This is a genomic window from Paenibacillus sp. MCAF9, assembly GCF_052114265.1.
Classification (GTDB): domain Bacteria; phylum Bacillota; class Bacilli; order Paenibacillales; family Paenibacillaceae; genus Pristimantibacillus.
In genome coordinates, this window is sequence record NZ_JBFREL010000008.1 from 169,656 (window position 1) to 185,016 (window position 15,361).

Below are 15,361 nucleotides of genomic sequence, written 5' to 3' on the forward strand. Positions count from 1 at the left end.
AAGTCAAGCGATTGTGCACGATAGTAAGTGTTTAGAGCATTTCCTGCATCAGCTTAGACGATAATGGCTTCTTCCAATAGCATAATTGCTTGATCAATATCATTCTTATTCGTATACTTTCCTAGACTAAATCTAATAGCGCCTCGGGCCACAGTTTCATCGATCTGCATTGCTTTTAATACTGGGGAGATTGTTGTCATACCGGCATGACAGGCTGATCCAGTGGACGCTGCGATTTTGGGAATCTTGTTCAGAATTTCATTAGCATCTAAGCCTATAAAGCTTATATTCAAGGTGTTAGGCAATCGGTTAGTCGGATGACCATTCAGCTTGATAAGATGACCAAATTTCGCAACCAATCGCTCTAAGAAGTACTCGCTTAATCTACTCATTTCATTGTTATCTTGCATGAGCATTGCCATTTCTGCGGCTTTTCCCAATGCAACGATGTAAGGAACATTTTCTGTTCCTGCGCGCATGCCATGTTCATGACCGGCTCCATGACTATAGGGTTCTATCTTGGTTCCCCTTCGCACATACAATGCCCCAATTCCTTTCGGAGCATATAGTTTATGTCCCGCTATCGTTGCCAAGTCGACACCTAATTGATCAACATGAACCGGGATTTTGCCAACGGATTGTGCAGCATCCGTATGGAACAATATGCCATGTTTTTTTGCTATTTCGGCTATTTCACCGAGGGGCTGAATCGTCCCAACTTCATTATTCGCATGCATAACCGAGATTAGAATCGTTCGCTCGTTAATGGCTGATTCAATAGCTTCCGGCAATATGCGGCCAGCTTCATCTACGTTTATATAGGTAACTTCTGCTCCCAAGCGCTCTAGAAATGAACAAGGATTCAAAATGGCTGGATGCTCAACTGTTGTCGTAATGATATGATTACCCTTTTCTTTATGAGCAAAGAATACGCCCTTTAAGGCATGATTATTGGATTCGCTTCCCCCGCTAGTAAAGATCACCTCGTCTGGAAAACAACGGAGTAAAGCAGCAACTTTTATGCGCGCCTCCAAAATAGCTTCCTTTGTCGAAACGGACGCCCAATGACTAGATGAAGGATTGCCGTAGTTTCCTTGCAGATATGGATACATTTCTGCAAGAACTTCTGGAGCGATTGGCGTACTTGCGTTGTAGTCCAAATAAATCTGGTTCATAGCTTTCTCCTTTGCACCCTCGCCTGCAATCATTTGCGGCAGCCTTTCATTTGCTATTGCTCCATCGATTTTCGTTCCATTAACGAATTTACTATCTGTTCAATCTTGATCGTTGCCTCAGCCGTATTTGCTGCCCTCACAATAGAAGAGATTTGTTCATCATGTTCGCTCGTCGAATGCGAATACCTTGGATCATAATAATAAGTGAGCAGCAGCTCGACAGCAGCATGATACTTTTCACTTATCAAGCATGCTTCTATTTCCGCTGCAACAGGGGTATGAATACGGGATTTAATCTTTCGGAATGACCTCATACACTCATCTATATTTTCCCAAGGCTTGTAGTCTTCGATGATTTGATTAACACGGGCTTCAAGAGTCATCTCCAAGCTAATGTGATGCCCTTTTGCTCTCAACTCCATCATGAGGTCCGGAACCGTAATATTGCCAATTCGGCGGCTTTCCGCTTCAAACAATACATAGGAAAATTTCTCATTCTCATGTATATTATCAAGCAGTAACGAATCAAACGTTTTTTGATTATGCGCTTTTAAACCTATTCCACCAAAAATCGACCCTCTATGACCAGCCAGCCCTTCTAAATCCAAAACAGGATGGCCATTTTGTTTCATTTTATGCAGGATAGCGGTTTTTCCACTGCCTGTATTTCCGTGTATGATGAATGACTGAGGCTCGTAGCAGATATCATTCAATCGTTCAACAACATATTGACGATATGCGCGATATCCTCCAGTTATTCGATAGACCCTAATTCCCATAAGAGATAGTACAGTCGCCGTTGTTTTACTTCTCATGCCACCGCGCCAACAAAAGACAGCCTTATTTTCGGATATGCCAGCAAACGTTTTGATGAACGTTGGAAGCTTTGCTGATACGATTTCCAAGCCTCTTTCTTTAGCAGCTTGTACACTTACTTGCTTGTAGAGTGTTCCAATTTCAGCCCGTTCTTGATCGTTAAATATGGGAATGTTAAGACTGCCAGGAATTGATGCTTCATTGTATTCGGATGGGGATCTTACATCTATAAGAACAAGTTCTCCCTGTTTCCGAAGCTTTGAACATTCCTCGATTGTGATGTCTTGAAACATAATTTAATGACTCCTTAATGGTTTATCTTATATAACAACAATTTGGCCAGCATTACTTTCTGTTGCTTCTCCAACAATACTAGCTTCCACACCTGCTTGCTTAAGCTCATTCAGCATTTGCTCAGACTGGTCTGCCGCAACTGCAATGAATAAACCGCCTGAGGTCACCGCATCACATAGAATCCATCGATCAACTTGATCCATCGCTTGCGGGAAAATAACATCATTTTCAACATGCTTAAAATTGTTCTTCGTGCCGCCAGGAACAAATCCATTTTCTGCAAGCTCCCTGACACGAGGCAATTTGGGTACCGCTTCGTTTACAATCGTTATTCCTACATCACTGCCTTTAGCCATTTCCAGTGCATGTCCGATTAAGCCAAAACCCGTTACATCAGTACAAGCATGTATTTCATATTTATTCATAATTTCTGCCGCCGTCTTATTCAATGTAGCCATGACTCGAGTAACACGCTCGATTTCCTCCACACTTAATTGTTCCTTCTTAATCGAGGTTGTCATAATGCCTACACCAATTGGCTTTGTCAAAATCAGCTTGTCACCAGGCTTAGCGCCTGCATTGGTTTTAATTTGATCGGGATGAATCAAACCCGTTACTGCAAGTCCAAACTTAGGCTCCTTATCGTCAATGGAATGTCCGCCTACAAGGGTAGCTCCCGCTTCTTTCACCTTATCTGCTGCTCCACGTAAAATATCTGTTAAAATGTGCTTGTCTAGCGTTGCAATGGGAAAAGCAACAATGTTTAATACCGTTAATGGCTTCCCGCCCATTGCATAAATATCGCTTATTGCGTTAGCCGCTGCAATCTGTCCGAAAGAATAAGGGTCATCTACGATTGGAGTAAAAAAATCTACGGTTTGAACCAATGCCAAATCGTCGCTTATTCGAAATACACCTGCATCATCGCTTGTTTCGATGCCCACAAGCAAATTTGGATTACGTTCCGCTAGCGGGAGGTTTCCTATGACTTCTTTTAAATCAGCCGGACCGATTTTGCAACCGCATCCTCCCTTGCTAGATAAAGATGTCAGCTTTATGGTTTCGTTTGAATGCATTAGACTCGTCCCTCTCTTACTCGTCATTAATAATTAATAATAAAATCGTACCTGATGTTTAGTGGGAACGCAAATTTATAAGGCCTTGCTAAAGCTAGTGTCAGGACCTGTATTAAAAAAACGAATATATGGGTTTCTATCTATTTATCCTGAATATTAGGAACGACCTTACTATGCTCAATAGGTGAGGAGAGGACGATTAAAGTTGTCGAGTCTCCAAACTTCCCCATTTCATTAATCACATTTTCCATGGAATGCAATGATTCGCTATTCACCTTAACCAAAAAATTGTACTGGCCACTTATACGATGCATTTCAAGCACATCAAGCGAATTTTTGCAATGATCAACAAAACTTTCGCAGTTCTTTGTATGAAATAATAAGTAGGCAACAATCGATTTGTTCAATTTTTCAAGAGAAACAACAGCACGGTAATGATCAATAATGCCTTTTTCCTCCAACCTCCGCACTCGTTCTGTTACTGCTGGCTGCGACAATGCAACGGCTTTTCCTAACTCCGTCATTGAAATTCTTGCCTGATCTTGAAGAATCATAATAATGTTTTTATCCAGTTCATCGACCAAACTAGTCACTCCTTTAATTTAAATGTAAAATAAAATTAATAAAACAATTTTAAAGGTTTTCATGTTACAATGCCTTTAATTTATTATGTAAAATAGAATGATTCCATTATATCATTGAATCCTAATCAACTGTTAATCACTGAGGAGGCAAAAAGATGGAATCTAATAAATTGCTTGAACAAGTTACGATTGAAAATTGGGCGCTTCAATCACGTGTAGTCATGGCGCCTATGACTCGTTCCTTTGCCGACAATAAGTCAGGTGTGGTTGGTCCAGATGTCGTAGAATATTACCGTAAACGGGCTGCTGATGGTATTGGTCTGATCATTACGGAGGGGATAAATCCAAGCCCAAGAGCCAAAGGAACCTATGGTATATCAGGGCTATACACCAAAGAGCAGATCCAAGCATGGAAAAAGGTGACTGATGCTGTTCATTTGGAAGGTGGAACGATCGTGGCGCAGCTTTGGCATGTTGGCAGGCTGACCCATCATGAATTAACGGGAGGGCTTCCTCCTCAAGCGCCATCTAGCATTGCAGCAACTGGACTCGTACATCGGTTACGCAAACCTTATGAGATGCCCGAGGCGATGTCTCAGGACGAAATTTCCGAAGTGATTGAACAACATGCTGCTGCTGCGAGAAATGCGATAATTGCCGGTTTTGACGGAGTTGAAATCCATGCAGCCCATGGGTATTTAATCGATCAGTTTAATTCAGAGGTTACAAATGCTCGGACGGACAACTATGGCGGGGACTTATCACAGCGTTTAACATTCATGAAAGAGCTGCTAACTGCCATCGTGACAGAGATAGGAGCACCAAGGACTATCGTTCGTTTTTCAGAAATAAAAGATGATATTCCGAATTATAGATGGGATAATCCCGAACAAACAATAGCTGCTTATATACAAATTTTCAAGGCATTAGGCCTTAAGATTCTTCACCCCTCAACCAACCAGTTTACTAAGATATTCACCAAAGGAATGACATTTCATCAAGCTGTGCGTGAACATTGGAATGGTACAATAATTGGAGTAGGAAATTTAGATTATGAATCTGCTGCATCTGCTATAAAAGCCGGAACCATTGATCTAGCGGCTTTCGGGCGCCCGCTCCTTGCCAATCCTGATTTTGTTCAACGTCTGAAGGCCGGAACCAGCTTAACACCGTATGATGCTGCACTTCATCTAAAATATCTTGTCTAATACGTTACTAATAAATCACTATAGATTAAAAAATGCAGACTAGAATAAGCGTTTGCGATAAACAGTAATCCCCCCATCCTTAATCACCATAAAAAAAACAGAAGCCGCCAGCTCATGTCTGACGGCTTTCTTCTCTGAAGCTAGTACAAATTAAACTCGCATAAATCATTCAGCTGATTAAATTCATAATAAGCACCTAATGCCTCTTTGAAGGGAACCCGTATTCTTTAGCACGCCACGCGACTAGTAGTGCAAGAACGATAAGAATAAGCAAGGACAGCGGGAAAGACCCGACACCTACAGTTTCTATAAGAATAGCGCCCAACACGCCACCAACGCCGATGGCTAGGTTCCATGCCGTCACCAGCATAGACTGGGCAACATCCGCGCTCTCGCCAGCAGCCTCAGCCATGGCTGTCTGCAGCAAAGTCGCCGCGCCCCCGAACGTCAGCCCCCATACAGCAACCACTAGGTAGATCACGATCGGTTGGTTATTGCTAAAGGTTAATGCGATGGATGCGATGGCGAAAGCAAGCAGACTAATCAAAACGAGTGGCCGCAGTTTCCGGTCGATCAAGACACCGATGATCCAAATGCCAACAAGCGCTGTTATGCCGAAAATAAGCAGTACCAAGTCTACACGCTGAGAGAGTCCAGCATGAGCAAGATACGGTGCAATATAGGTATACAAGATGTTATGTGCCAGCACCCAAGCAAGAACAACAAACAGCACCGGACGTACTCCTGACTTACCAAATACCTTATATAACGAGAGTCTTTTACCTGGCAATTCTCCTGGATAGTCCGGTAATTTCCAAACCACCCAGACGACTAATACCAGAGCCATAAGTGACATAATCCCGAAGACTAAGCGCCAGCCAACGAGCGAACCAAGCCAAGTTCCTGCGGGGACACCCAGCGCCAGCGCTAGAGGTGTACCCACCATGGCCACTGCCATAGCTCTTCCCTTGAGTGATGCCGGCACCATGCGACGGGCATAACCTGCTAACATGCCCCATAAGACACCCGCAGAAACGCCCGCGAAGAACCGAGCGATCAGCGTCAGTGTATAGTTGGAAGAAAAAGTGGTAACGGTATTGAAGACGAGAAAACCAAGAATGCACATGAGCAGTAACGGTCTTCTCCGCCAGCCGCGCGTCAAGGTCGTTAGGGGAATCGCAGCCAGCAGTGAACCAAGGGCGTACAAGGTGACAAGTTGACCAGCAAAAGCTTCAGATACTCCAAGTCCATGACTTATTTGCAGCAGTAAGCCAGCTGGAATCGTTTCAGTTAGGATACAAATAAACCCCGTCATTGCAAGGGCGAGTAATCCAGCCCACGGGAGACGTTCTGAAGGAACTGCGCTGGAAGCACTCTGTGTAACAGAAGCTGGGTTTGAATTCATTATAAAAGTACCTCTCTTTTATTTAGGTTCAATCTCTATTTTATAAGCCCGTCATAAACAGCATCGCAAAGGTCAACGGTAAACTGACCTGACATGCCTTCGAGTGCAGTATTGGTGAACGCCACCACACTTAGACGCTGATTAGGATCAACGAACCACGAATGACCATAGGTGCCACCCATGCGCCATGTACCAGTTGATTCAGAAGTGTTTGCTAACACTGGATCCTTAAGCACCGTAATGCCTAGGCCAAAGCCCCTCCCCGGCCAAAAAGCCATTGGCAGATCACCAATCTGGTTTGTAGACATCTCATGAACAAGAGACTGTGGCAGCAGAGGAGCTCCGCCATTCCGTAATGTTTCCAGCAGCAGCAAAAAATCGTCTGCGCTTCCTATCATGCCAGCACCCCCAGAAGGATAAGCCGTATCATCAAGTGCCCGGCGCGGGGAAAGACGGAAGCCCGCAGTTCCTTCTAAGAAGGGAATGCTATCGTGCTCAAGCAAAGGCCGTGGTTCTGGAACTTCATTAGTATAAGCAGTAGTAAGACGATCTGGGTCGATTGCAATAAAGCTAGTATCGCTCATGCCAATTGGCTTTGTCACAAGTGAATGCACTGCTTCGCTTAACGGTGTTCCTGTAACCTTCTCAATTACTGCGCCCAGCACATCTGTCGCGATCGAATATTTCCACTCGGTGCCTGGCGGATAAAGGAGCGGTACAGAAGCCAAACGAATCAGGTTCTCTTCCAAACTGATGCCAGGCTGATCCATACCATCCGATACGCCTGCTTGATGATATGAACCATTTTCTTCTTGAAAGAACCGATAGGTCAGCCCAGCAGTGTGCGTCATCAAATGTCGAACCGTTAATAGGGCAAGCTCACCATTTTGGAGACGAGGCTGAAAGTTTGGCAGCCAGTGATCAACACGGTCATCCAGCTTTAGTAGGCCTTGCCCAACTAATGCTAAGGCAGCCGTTGTAACGATAGGTTTGGTAACAGAGGCTAGCCGGAATAAGGCATCTTCACGCATGAGCCGGTTCATTTCACGATCGGCATAACCCGCAGCGCGGCTATAAACCACTTCCCCGTCTAACGCCACTTTAATGACAGCACCGACCAAACGCTTATCAGCAAGCGTTCGATCGATGACCTCATCGATCCGACCTGCTAATCGTTCTGTACTAAACTTGTTTGTATGCAACATACTTAGATGTTCATCCTTTCGAAATAGTTAAAGCCTTAAACACTTTACTATTGTAAGTATATTATATAAAATAAGTTATCGAGCTTACATAAGGGAACGAAGTTAGATTCGCCTTTTTACGGTTAAAGCCAAGCTAGTTTATAACGGATACCTTAAATTTAAAGGAGTAGATTTGTATGGACCATGTAGATAAGGAAATACTTTATCATCTCCAAAGCCAAGCGAGAATTTCTATGACTGAACTTGGAAAAAGCGTCGGTTTATCGCAGCCCGCAGTAACAGAAAGAGTAAAGCGCATGGAGGAAAAAGGGATTATTAGTGAGTATCGCACCGTTATTTCTCCTGATAAAATAGGTAAACATGCATCAGCCTACATGTTGTTTCATTCAAGAGATTGTCATGCATTCCTTGCGTTCTGCCGCTCTGCTCCTGAGGTCGTGGAATGTTACCGCATCAGCGGAGAACACAATTACTTGTTGAAAGTAATAACCGACTCCACACAAGCTCTTGAAGAGTTCGGAAATCAATGTGACAAATACGGAACCTATACAATTCTAATTGTCATGTCATCGCCTATCGATCATAAATTTCTTATCCCCGCGCTTATAGATGCCAACTCCAATATGCTGAGTTAATCCGTCCCTTTCGAAATAGAAGATATGTTCTTAGCTTTTGCCCCTTTGATAGCAGCACAAAAAAATGCATTCCTAAAATGCCATCGAATAAACCTGAGGTTTATTTCAATGTCCATTTTTAGGGATGCACTTTAAATTAGATTCAATATCCTCTCGTTTTTATAATCGAGTTGAGAGGCTCTCCTCCTAGAGAATAGCTTTCTAGCTGTTTTCATTTACAAAGTATTTCCGTATAAAATAAGTCGGAGTACAGCTCCATGCATGACAATAGCTGTTGATTAAATTGCTGCCGTACGGCGACAGCTTCTTATCGCTAGGATTATACAGCTCCCAGAAGGTATCCGCTCCATCCTTGATCATCTCGCCCCAATAGGCGCGCATTTCGGACAATGCCTTCTCTTTTCTTCCACTCAACAGAAGTGCCTCAATCAGATGATGATATAGATATGGCGTCGACATCGCAATTGCCGGAGGCCGATCGAATAAACGATCAAGCAGCATGCCATTTTGTTCTGCATCCATCACCTCGGCCAGCACCATCCAAATTTGTGAGGCCCAAGATATCTGACTAGAGGGCCCGCTTGTGAAATACCCTTGATCCTGATCCCAAAGAAACGTCATAGCCGCGTCCGTCGCTTGCTGGATTGCCGACGAAATAAATGCATGCGCTTCACCTTCACCCAGCTTCTCAGCTAGAGCAAGTCCTCTTTTAAGGCAATAGATTAGAACGGCCTGCGCGCCTGCTTGCTTGTTCAGCTCATCATGCCAATCAAGAAAGCAGTACCATGTATCGTCATCCGTTACGATTCCCCGTTCATCCAGTCGCTTCAACCCAATTCGAAGCTGCTCCACTGCAATCGGCCACAGCTCATTTAGCGTAATACGATCCTTGGTTGCTTCATAATAATCATATAAAGTGGCGACGAAAAAGAGCGAGTAATCATATAAATAGATGTCATCTACAAAGGGTGCAGGCTTCTCATATAAACAAGCACCTACCTGTCCGTCCTCAAGCAGCATTCCGCCAAAGAGATACAAACATCTTTTGACAAGGTCATTGCTGTTAAACGTTTCATAGTTTACTAGCGCTTGAAGTCGCAGATCGCCGATCCAAAGCCTTCGATCCCGCTTCGGACCGTCCTCAAAGACAGTATGCATACAGTCCTGAAGTGTCTTTATACCGATGCGATCCATCACCTTTAGCTCATTGGATATGCCGTCCGGAAGCGGCTTGACCTGCGAGACATCACCTGAGGTTACGGTCTTGCAATAAATCTCAGGGAATGAAACGCTGTACCGCTGTGATGTGGCCAGTACGATTATTTTCAAATACCGGAAAGTATAACGCCTTGGCAGCGTTACCGTCCCTGGCAGCACGTCGATATTGATCGTCTCATCCTGCAGCCAAGACCGGCTGAGCCAGCCTTCATAATCGTCGAAGTCCTCTCCGATCTCACAAGGCATCTCACCGAATATGAGCTTTAACCGAAGCGGCGCATCCGCATTACTGTGTACATTGTTAATTGAGAGCGTAAGGTACCCAACCTGATGAACCCCAAAATCGAGCGTTACGCTGTCTCCTTTGGATAATACACGATTGGCTAGCTCATCAATCGAATCGGTACGCACTGTCCGCCAGCCCTGAAAGGCGTCTGTGTCTTTCACAATGTCAATCAGACTTGTAGGAAAAACCTTTTCTTCATATAAATGTGGAATCAGCGTCTCCGCCAAGTCCACAAATGGTTGGTTCGTTTGTTTCGTTTTCATTGCCTTATCTCCATTTCTGCCTGAAGGCTAATAATCGTAAGGCCTTAACTCAGCCTTTGACTGCTCCAACCGTCATCCCGCCCACAAAGTATTTTTGCAAAAACAGAAAAGCAACTAGGAGCGGCAGCGCGCACAGGAAACAGGCAGCAAACAGCACATTCCACTGCGTAGGGTTTTGCTGATCACCGAGAAAGCCCAGCATAGCTAGGGGCAATGGGGATTCAGCCGCTCGGGAGATGAAAATCATATTAAAGAAGTAGTCATTCCATATCCATACGCCCTGTGTAATAATGACCGACACCGTAACCGGGATAAGCAGAGGGAATACCACCAGCCAAAACCTGCGGAACAACCCCGCTCCATCGATATGAGCCGCTTCCTCTACCTCTTCCGGTACGCCGCTTCTAATGAAGCCCGTATACAAAAATGTGGAAAAAGGAAGACTGCATGTAATAAACATTAGTATCGGTGTATACTGTGAAGTCGGTATATGAAGCGAATTGATCATCTGCACGATCGGGATGAGCACCATCTGGGAGGGCACAACCAGTCCTGAGAGAAAAAACAAATATAAAAATTTGCTCCATTTGGTTTTAAGCCTCGCCATTGGGTAAGCCGCCATCGCTGCCAGCAGTACGACGAAGATAACAGAAATTCCTGTAAGTATAATGCTGTTCATAAGCGCTTGCGGAAAATGCATCCGTTCAAAGGCAGTCCGATAGCTTGCAAAAGAAATTTCACTAAACAAGTTTAGCGGATTGGCATTATTTTTTGGATCACGAAGCGAAGTCGACAATGCAATAATGAGTGGGATCAAATTAACAGCCATCACAACGATGACGCCCAGTTGAACCAGTGTCTTTTTCGTCAAAGAACCGATAGTCATGCCGACACCTCCCGTTTGTTCATGCGGATAACAAATGCTGCAGTAAGCACAATAATCAGGGCAAAGGAAATAACGCCAAGCGCTGATGCCTTACCGAACAGCTGCTCCGTAAAAGCCATCTTGTAGATGGAATAAATCAACGTATTGGTAGAAGTGCCCGGACCGCCGTTTGTCATAATGAACGGGAAGTCGAAGGCCTTCAAGCCATTGATTAGACTAAGCGTTACGTTAATCGTTATCGCAGTCGCAAGCAGCGGCAGCTTCACATGCTGCAACAGCCGCCAAGGGCCACAACCGTCCATTTTCCCTGCTTCGAGCAAATCATTAGGGACGGTTTGCAAGCCAGCAAGGAAAATAATCATTGTCGTTCCAATATTTTTCCATATCTCAACAAAAATGATGGCATATAGTGCTGAGGAGTAGCTGCCTAGGAAATTTAGATTGTCGTCATTTATGCCGAATTTATCCAGGAAGGTTGAGATCATACCGTAATCTGGCATGTATACATAGCTCCAAATGAATCCGACAACGATTGCGCTGAATAACGTCGGAATGTAAGACAAGGAGCGATAAATCCCTTTCCCTCTAATTTTCATGTTTAATAGAAGTGCAAGTGCAAGACCAATGATATTGCCGAGCACCACTGTAACTATCGTATAAATCAACGTATTCTTGACGGAAATACCTAGTGTATCTCCTTTAAATAGTGCTTTGTAGTTATCTAGCCCGATGTAATTGTACGCTTGAGCGAAACCGTTGTAATCAGTGATACTGTATTGAAACAATCTCAATATCGGAAATATCCAAAAAATTAAATAAAAAATGAGGGCCGGTACTGCAAAAAAGTACATTGTTTTTTTCATTACGGTCGAATTCATGTTGCTCCATCCTCTCCAGCTAACCTCATAACGGCAGGGAAGACGGTTGTCTTCCCTCCGCTACTACTTGCCCATTCACTCCAAAGATTATTTATTTTTCCATAGCTCCTGGAACTTCTCATCCATCGCCTTCGCAACATCCTCCGGCGTCGTTTTTTGTCCGCCAATGATTTCTGCGAATTTGGCTTGCATCACATCAGAAACACCTGCAGGCCACATTTGGTTGCTAAAGTATACCGAATTGCCATTTGTTTGATAGTTATCGTTGACTTCCTTGAACAACTCGTTAGTCAAAGGAACATCCTTGTATACACTGATGGAGCTGTTGGAAGCGACATATGCTTTAAACAATTCCGATTCACCGTCGAACAGATAATTAAGAATTTCTTTAGCTGCATCAAGATTTTTGGACTTTGCATTTAACCCATAGCCAGCAGCGGTTGCCGCTGATACAAACGTTGGTTTGCCAGCGTCATTGCCTGGAAGAGAAGCAAATCCGCGGGTAAATTCCGCCGCACCCTTCGACGTCATAGAAGCGTAGTCCCATGTGCCTGTAAACGTCATAGCCGCTTTGCCATCGATGAACAACTGGGAAGCCTGCGCGCTGCCTACTCCAAGTGAATTTTTCACGACATAACCTTTGTCATACAGCTCTTTGTACATCGAAATCGTTTTCACCCATTTAGGGTCGTTCAGCGATTTTTCACCATTTTGCACTTTAACATCAAAATCCATTTCATCCGGGTAAACCACGTTTGCTGCAATCGGGTACATACCGAACTGAATGACCCAAGGGTCTTTATCGCCAAGCACGATTGGCGTAATGCCTGCATCCTTCAGCTTTTGGCAAGCTTCAAGAAAGGATGTCCAGTCTTTCGGGAATTCGGTCACACCCACTTGCTCCAGCATTTCCTTGTTGTAGTAAACGCCTAAGTAATCAAGACCTTCAGCGACGCCGTAAGGCTTGCCGTCATAGGACATATCCTCCTTAGCGCCAGCACCGATATTGTCCCAGAATTTCAACTCGGACAGATCAGCAGCAAAACCCGCTTTAGCGAAATCAATGACTCCGCCTGCTGCATTTTTAGGGAATATCCAGAAAATATCCGGCCCTTGTCCCGCTGCAAGCTTTGTACGCACCGAAGTATTGTATTGATCATCGGGAAGCTTCTGTACTTCAAGCGTGATGTTCGGGAATTTCTCCTTCACGAGACGCGGCAGCGTCTCGAGCTCAAAATCTTCCCCTTCCGACGCTTTGTTGCCAGACATCATCATCGTTAACGTAATCGGCTCTGAAGAATCAGTTCCTGCATTTTTACCACCTGCGTCGTTGGTGCCTGCATTAGTTGCCGGCGTATTCGTCGCGTTCGGAGTACCATTGCTAGAGCTGCAAGCACTGAGCAGAACGAAGCAAAATACTAAAATAGCGAGCCCCATTGTTTTTACTGATTTCATTTTGCATTTCCCCCTGTTTCTATTGTTTTTGGTAATGTCTCACTCTCTCCTGCCATTTCATGAGACGCTATTGCCTTAAGCACACTTTTATAATAATGTGAGAAACAGTATAAATGCTTTAGCTCATTTGGTGCACTATTTTTAGATTAGACAAACAAGGAGGATACGTGTATGCTCTTTTTTAATATTAAAACTAAGCTGTTTCTTGTTCTTGTTCTCGTATCCATCGTGCCTATTATTGTCGTTACTATCAGTTCTTATCGCAGCTATACACGGCTTGTCAATGAACAGACCTCCCTTGTTGCATCCACAACGATCAACAACTCGGTAAAAAGCATTGAGGAAATCTTGAAAAATATTGACCGGATCTCAATTACTGTGCAGCAGCAGTCATCCACTGCAACCGCTTACAGTACAGTCAGCGATGAGCTGAGAAAGCTGCAAAATACGAACAACCAATACGAGATTTTCATTACGAGAGCCAAGCTTAAGCTGATTTTCGAAAATATTTTACTGGGTTATAATTACATTAATGGAATTTACCTATTCATGCCCGACGGAAAATTCATTAGCTACGGAAATGGAACAGACTTAATGGTCGATTACATTCCCTTCAACGACGAATGGTACAAGCAGACCGTTGCAAGCAAAGGAGAGCTTTACATCGGCGATGTTGGTGTAAAGCCCTATATCATTAATGCCAAATCTTCAATCGGTTTTTCAAGATCGCTTTTTGATCCCAATTCCAATGAATTTTTAGGCGTTTTTATGCTGGATTGCAGCATGGACATTTTTGCAGGCTTAAACAGGAATCCAGCCCCAAGCATATCAAATATTTATTTAGCAAATGAGCAGGGAAAAATTTTATTTGACGGCACTAATCGTGACATTGGTCAATATTTGCCGGACGGACTGCTTCGCAAATCTATGGCGATGACGGGCTCAAAGCAGCAATTCACAGATTCCAAAAACTTAACAGTCATTCAAGCTGTACCGAGCAATAATTGGAAGGTCATTGCCAATATTTCGGTCGCCAAAGTGTATGAACAATATGGCATATCGCAAAAGCTGATCATTTATGTATCGGCCTCCTGCGCCATTATCTTTCTACTACTTTCCTTCTTCCTCTCTAATTTAATTACAAAGCCGATCATTCAATTAACAAAGATGATGCGCAAAAACAAATCGCAGCGCTTCGTCATGATTGAAGCCGACAAAAAAAGAGTCGATGAAATTGGGATTCTGTATCATGAGTACGGCAAGATGATGAAGGATATTGATACCCATATCCGCGAGAGCTACCAAAATCGCATTTTGACCATGGATTCGCAAATGAAGGCGCTGGAAGCTCAAATCAACTCGCATTTCTTGTACAACACGCTTGAATCAATCAATAGCATTGCAGAAATCGAAGAAGTCGAAAGCATCGTTGTTATGACCAAAGCTTTAGGCGATATGTTCAGGTACAGCATTAAAACTGATAGCGAGCTGGTTGCCTCTGCCGAGGAGATCCAGCATGTGGACAATTATATGGCAATTCAGCAAATCCGCTATAGCGAAAAAATTGTATTTACAAAAGAAATTGAAGAACAAGTACTGCAAACCAAAATGTTGAAGCTGATTCTGCAGCCACTCGTGGAAAACGCGATTTATCACGGCCTTGAGAACAAGCGTGGCAAAGGTCGAATCACGATCAAGGGTTATCAGCATAATGAACTCATAATCTTCGAAATTTGCGATGACGGTGCAGGCATGTCGCAAGAGCAAGTCGCGGAGCTACGCAAACTGCTCGCTCAGCCGCCTGAGTTTTCGTCTATTGGGCAGCGTACCAAGCAAAGTATTGGTATAAAGAACGTCCATTCTCGGCTCACACTTTATTACGGAATCGAAGATGGCGTTACCATTGAAAGCGAAAAAAACATAGGCACAACCATTCAAATCAAAATTCCTTCGAATTGGGAGAAGAGGTGAACGCCA

At 43.9% G+C, this 15,361-nt stretch carries 12 protein-coding genes and 1 pseudogene; 3 read left to right on the top strand and 10 right to left on the bottom strand.

Translation table 11 applies throughout. The annotated features are described in order from the left end of the window. Positions 1 to 53: 53 nt before the first annotated feature. The 4 genes from AB4Z45_RS16260 to AB4Z45_RS16275 all read right to left on the bottom strand — a co-directional run bounded on the left by AB4Z45_RS16260 (position 54) and on the right by AB4Z45_RS16275 (position 3,945). Entirely contained in the window at positions 54 to 1,175 is a 1,122-nt protein-coding gene (locus AB4Z45_RS16260; protein ID WP_441910363.1) for a cysteine desulfurase family protein, read from the bottom strand. A 53-nt stretch (positions 1,176 to 1,228) separates the two neighbouring features. After that, a complete protein-coding gene (gene mnmH / locus AB4Z45_RS16265) occupies positions 1,229 to 2,284 on the bottom strand; it encodes a tRNA 2-selenouridine(34) synthase MnmH (protein WP_441910364.1) in 1,056 nt (351 codons plus the stop codon). Between the two features lie 27 nt (positions 2,285 to 2,311). Continuing rightward, positions 2,312 to 3,361 (bottom strand): selenide, water dikinase SelD, encoded by a 1,050-nt coding sequence (gene selD, locus AB4Z45_RS16270; protein ID WP_441910365.1) that lies wholly within the window; start codon positions 3,359 to 3,361, stop codon positions 2,312 to 2,314. Positions 3,362 to 3,501: 140 nt separating this feature from the next. Continuing rightward, positions 3,502 to 3,945 (bottom strand): Lrp/AsnC family transcriptional regulator, encoded by a 444-nt coding sequence (locus tag AB4Z45_RS16275; protein ID WP_441910366.1) that lies wholly within the window; start codon positions 3,943 to 3,945, stop codon positions 3,502 to 3,504. 149 nt (positions 3,946 to 4,094) lie between these two features. On the opposite strand from AB4Z45_RS16275, the pseudogene AB4Z45_RS16280 reads away from it, so the two are divergent. Further along, positions 4,095 to 5,153: pseudogene (locus AB4Z45_RS16280) on the top strand (oxidoreductase); the annotation flags it as partial. Between the two features lie 196 nt (positions 5,154 to 5,349). Here the strand turns inward: AB4Z45_RS16280 and AB4Z45_RS16285 are convergent. Continuing rightward, complete coding sequence (locus tag AB4Z45_RS16285) at positions 5,350 to 6,558, bottom strand: MFS transporter (RefSeq protein WP_441910367.1); 1,209 nt, start codon at positions 6,556 to 6,558, stop codon at positions 5,350 to 5,352. Between the two features lie 35 nt (positions 6,559 to 6,593). After that, complete coding sequence (locus AB4Z45_RS16290) at positions 6,594 to 7,763, bottom strand: serine hydrolase domain-containing protein (protein WP_441910368.1); 1,170 nt, start codon at positions 7,761 to 7,763, stop codon at positions 6,594 to 6,596. Between the two features lie 176 nt (positions 7,764 to 7,939). On the opposite strand from AB4Z45_RS16290, the gene AB4Z45_RS16295 reads away from it, so the two are divergent. Then, positions 7,940 to 8,398, top strand: a complete 459-nt coding sequence (locus AB4Z45_RS16295) for an Lrp/AsnC family transcriptional regulator (RefSeq protein WP_441910369.1) — start codon at positions 7,940 to 7,942, stop codon at positions 8,396 to 8,398. A gap of 201 nt (positions 8,399 to 8,599) precedes the next feature. Here the strand turns inward: AB4Z45_RS16295 and AB4Z45_RS16300 are convergent, their stop codons facing one another. The 4 genes from AB4Z45_RS16300 to AB4Z45_RS16315 form a co-directional block, all read right to left on the bottom strand. After that, positions 8,600 to 10,165 (bottom strand): alpha-L-rhamnosidase-related protein, encoded by a 1,566-nt coding sequence (locus AB4Z45_RS16300; RefSeq protein ID WP_441910370.1) that lies wholly within the window; start codon positions 10,163 to 10,165, stop codon positions 8,600 to 8,602. Positions 10,166 to 10,214: 49 nt separating this feature from the next. Next, positions 10,215 to 11,051: a carbohydrate ABC transporter permease gene (locus AB4Z45_RS16305; protein WP_441880278.1), complete on the bottom strand. Its 837-nt coding sequence runs from the start codon at positions 11,049 to 11,051 to the stop codon at positions 10,215 to 10,217. After that, positions 11,048 to 11,929: a carbohydrate ABC transporter permease gene (locus tag AB4Z45_RS16310; protein ID WP_441910371.1), complete on the bottom strand. Its 882-nt coding sequence runs from the start codon at positions 11,927 to 11,929 to the stop codon at positions 11,048 to 11,050. The genes AB4Z45_RS16305 and AB4Z45_RS16310 overlap by 4 nt, the downstream gene beginning before the upstream one ends. 87 nt (positions 11,930 to 12,016) lie before the next feature. Next, complete coding sequence (locus AB4Z45_RS16315) at positions 12,017 to 13,384, bottom strand: ABC transporter substrate-binding protein (RefSeq protein ID WP_441910372.1); 1,368 nt, start codon at positions 13,382 to 13,384, stop codon at positions 12,017 to 12,019. Between the two features lie 171 nt (positions 13,385 to 13,555). On the opposite strand from AB4Z45_RS16315, the gene AB4Z45_RS16320 reads away from it, so the two are divergent. Further along, positions 13,556 to 15,355: a cache domain-containing sensor histidine kinase gene (locus tag AB4Z45_RS16320; protein WP_441910373.1), complete on the top strand. Its 1,800-nt coding sequence runs from the start codon at positions 13,556 to 13,558 to the stop codon at positions 15,353 to 15,355. The last annotated feature ends 6 nt before the right edge of the window (positions 15,356 to 15,361 follow it).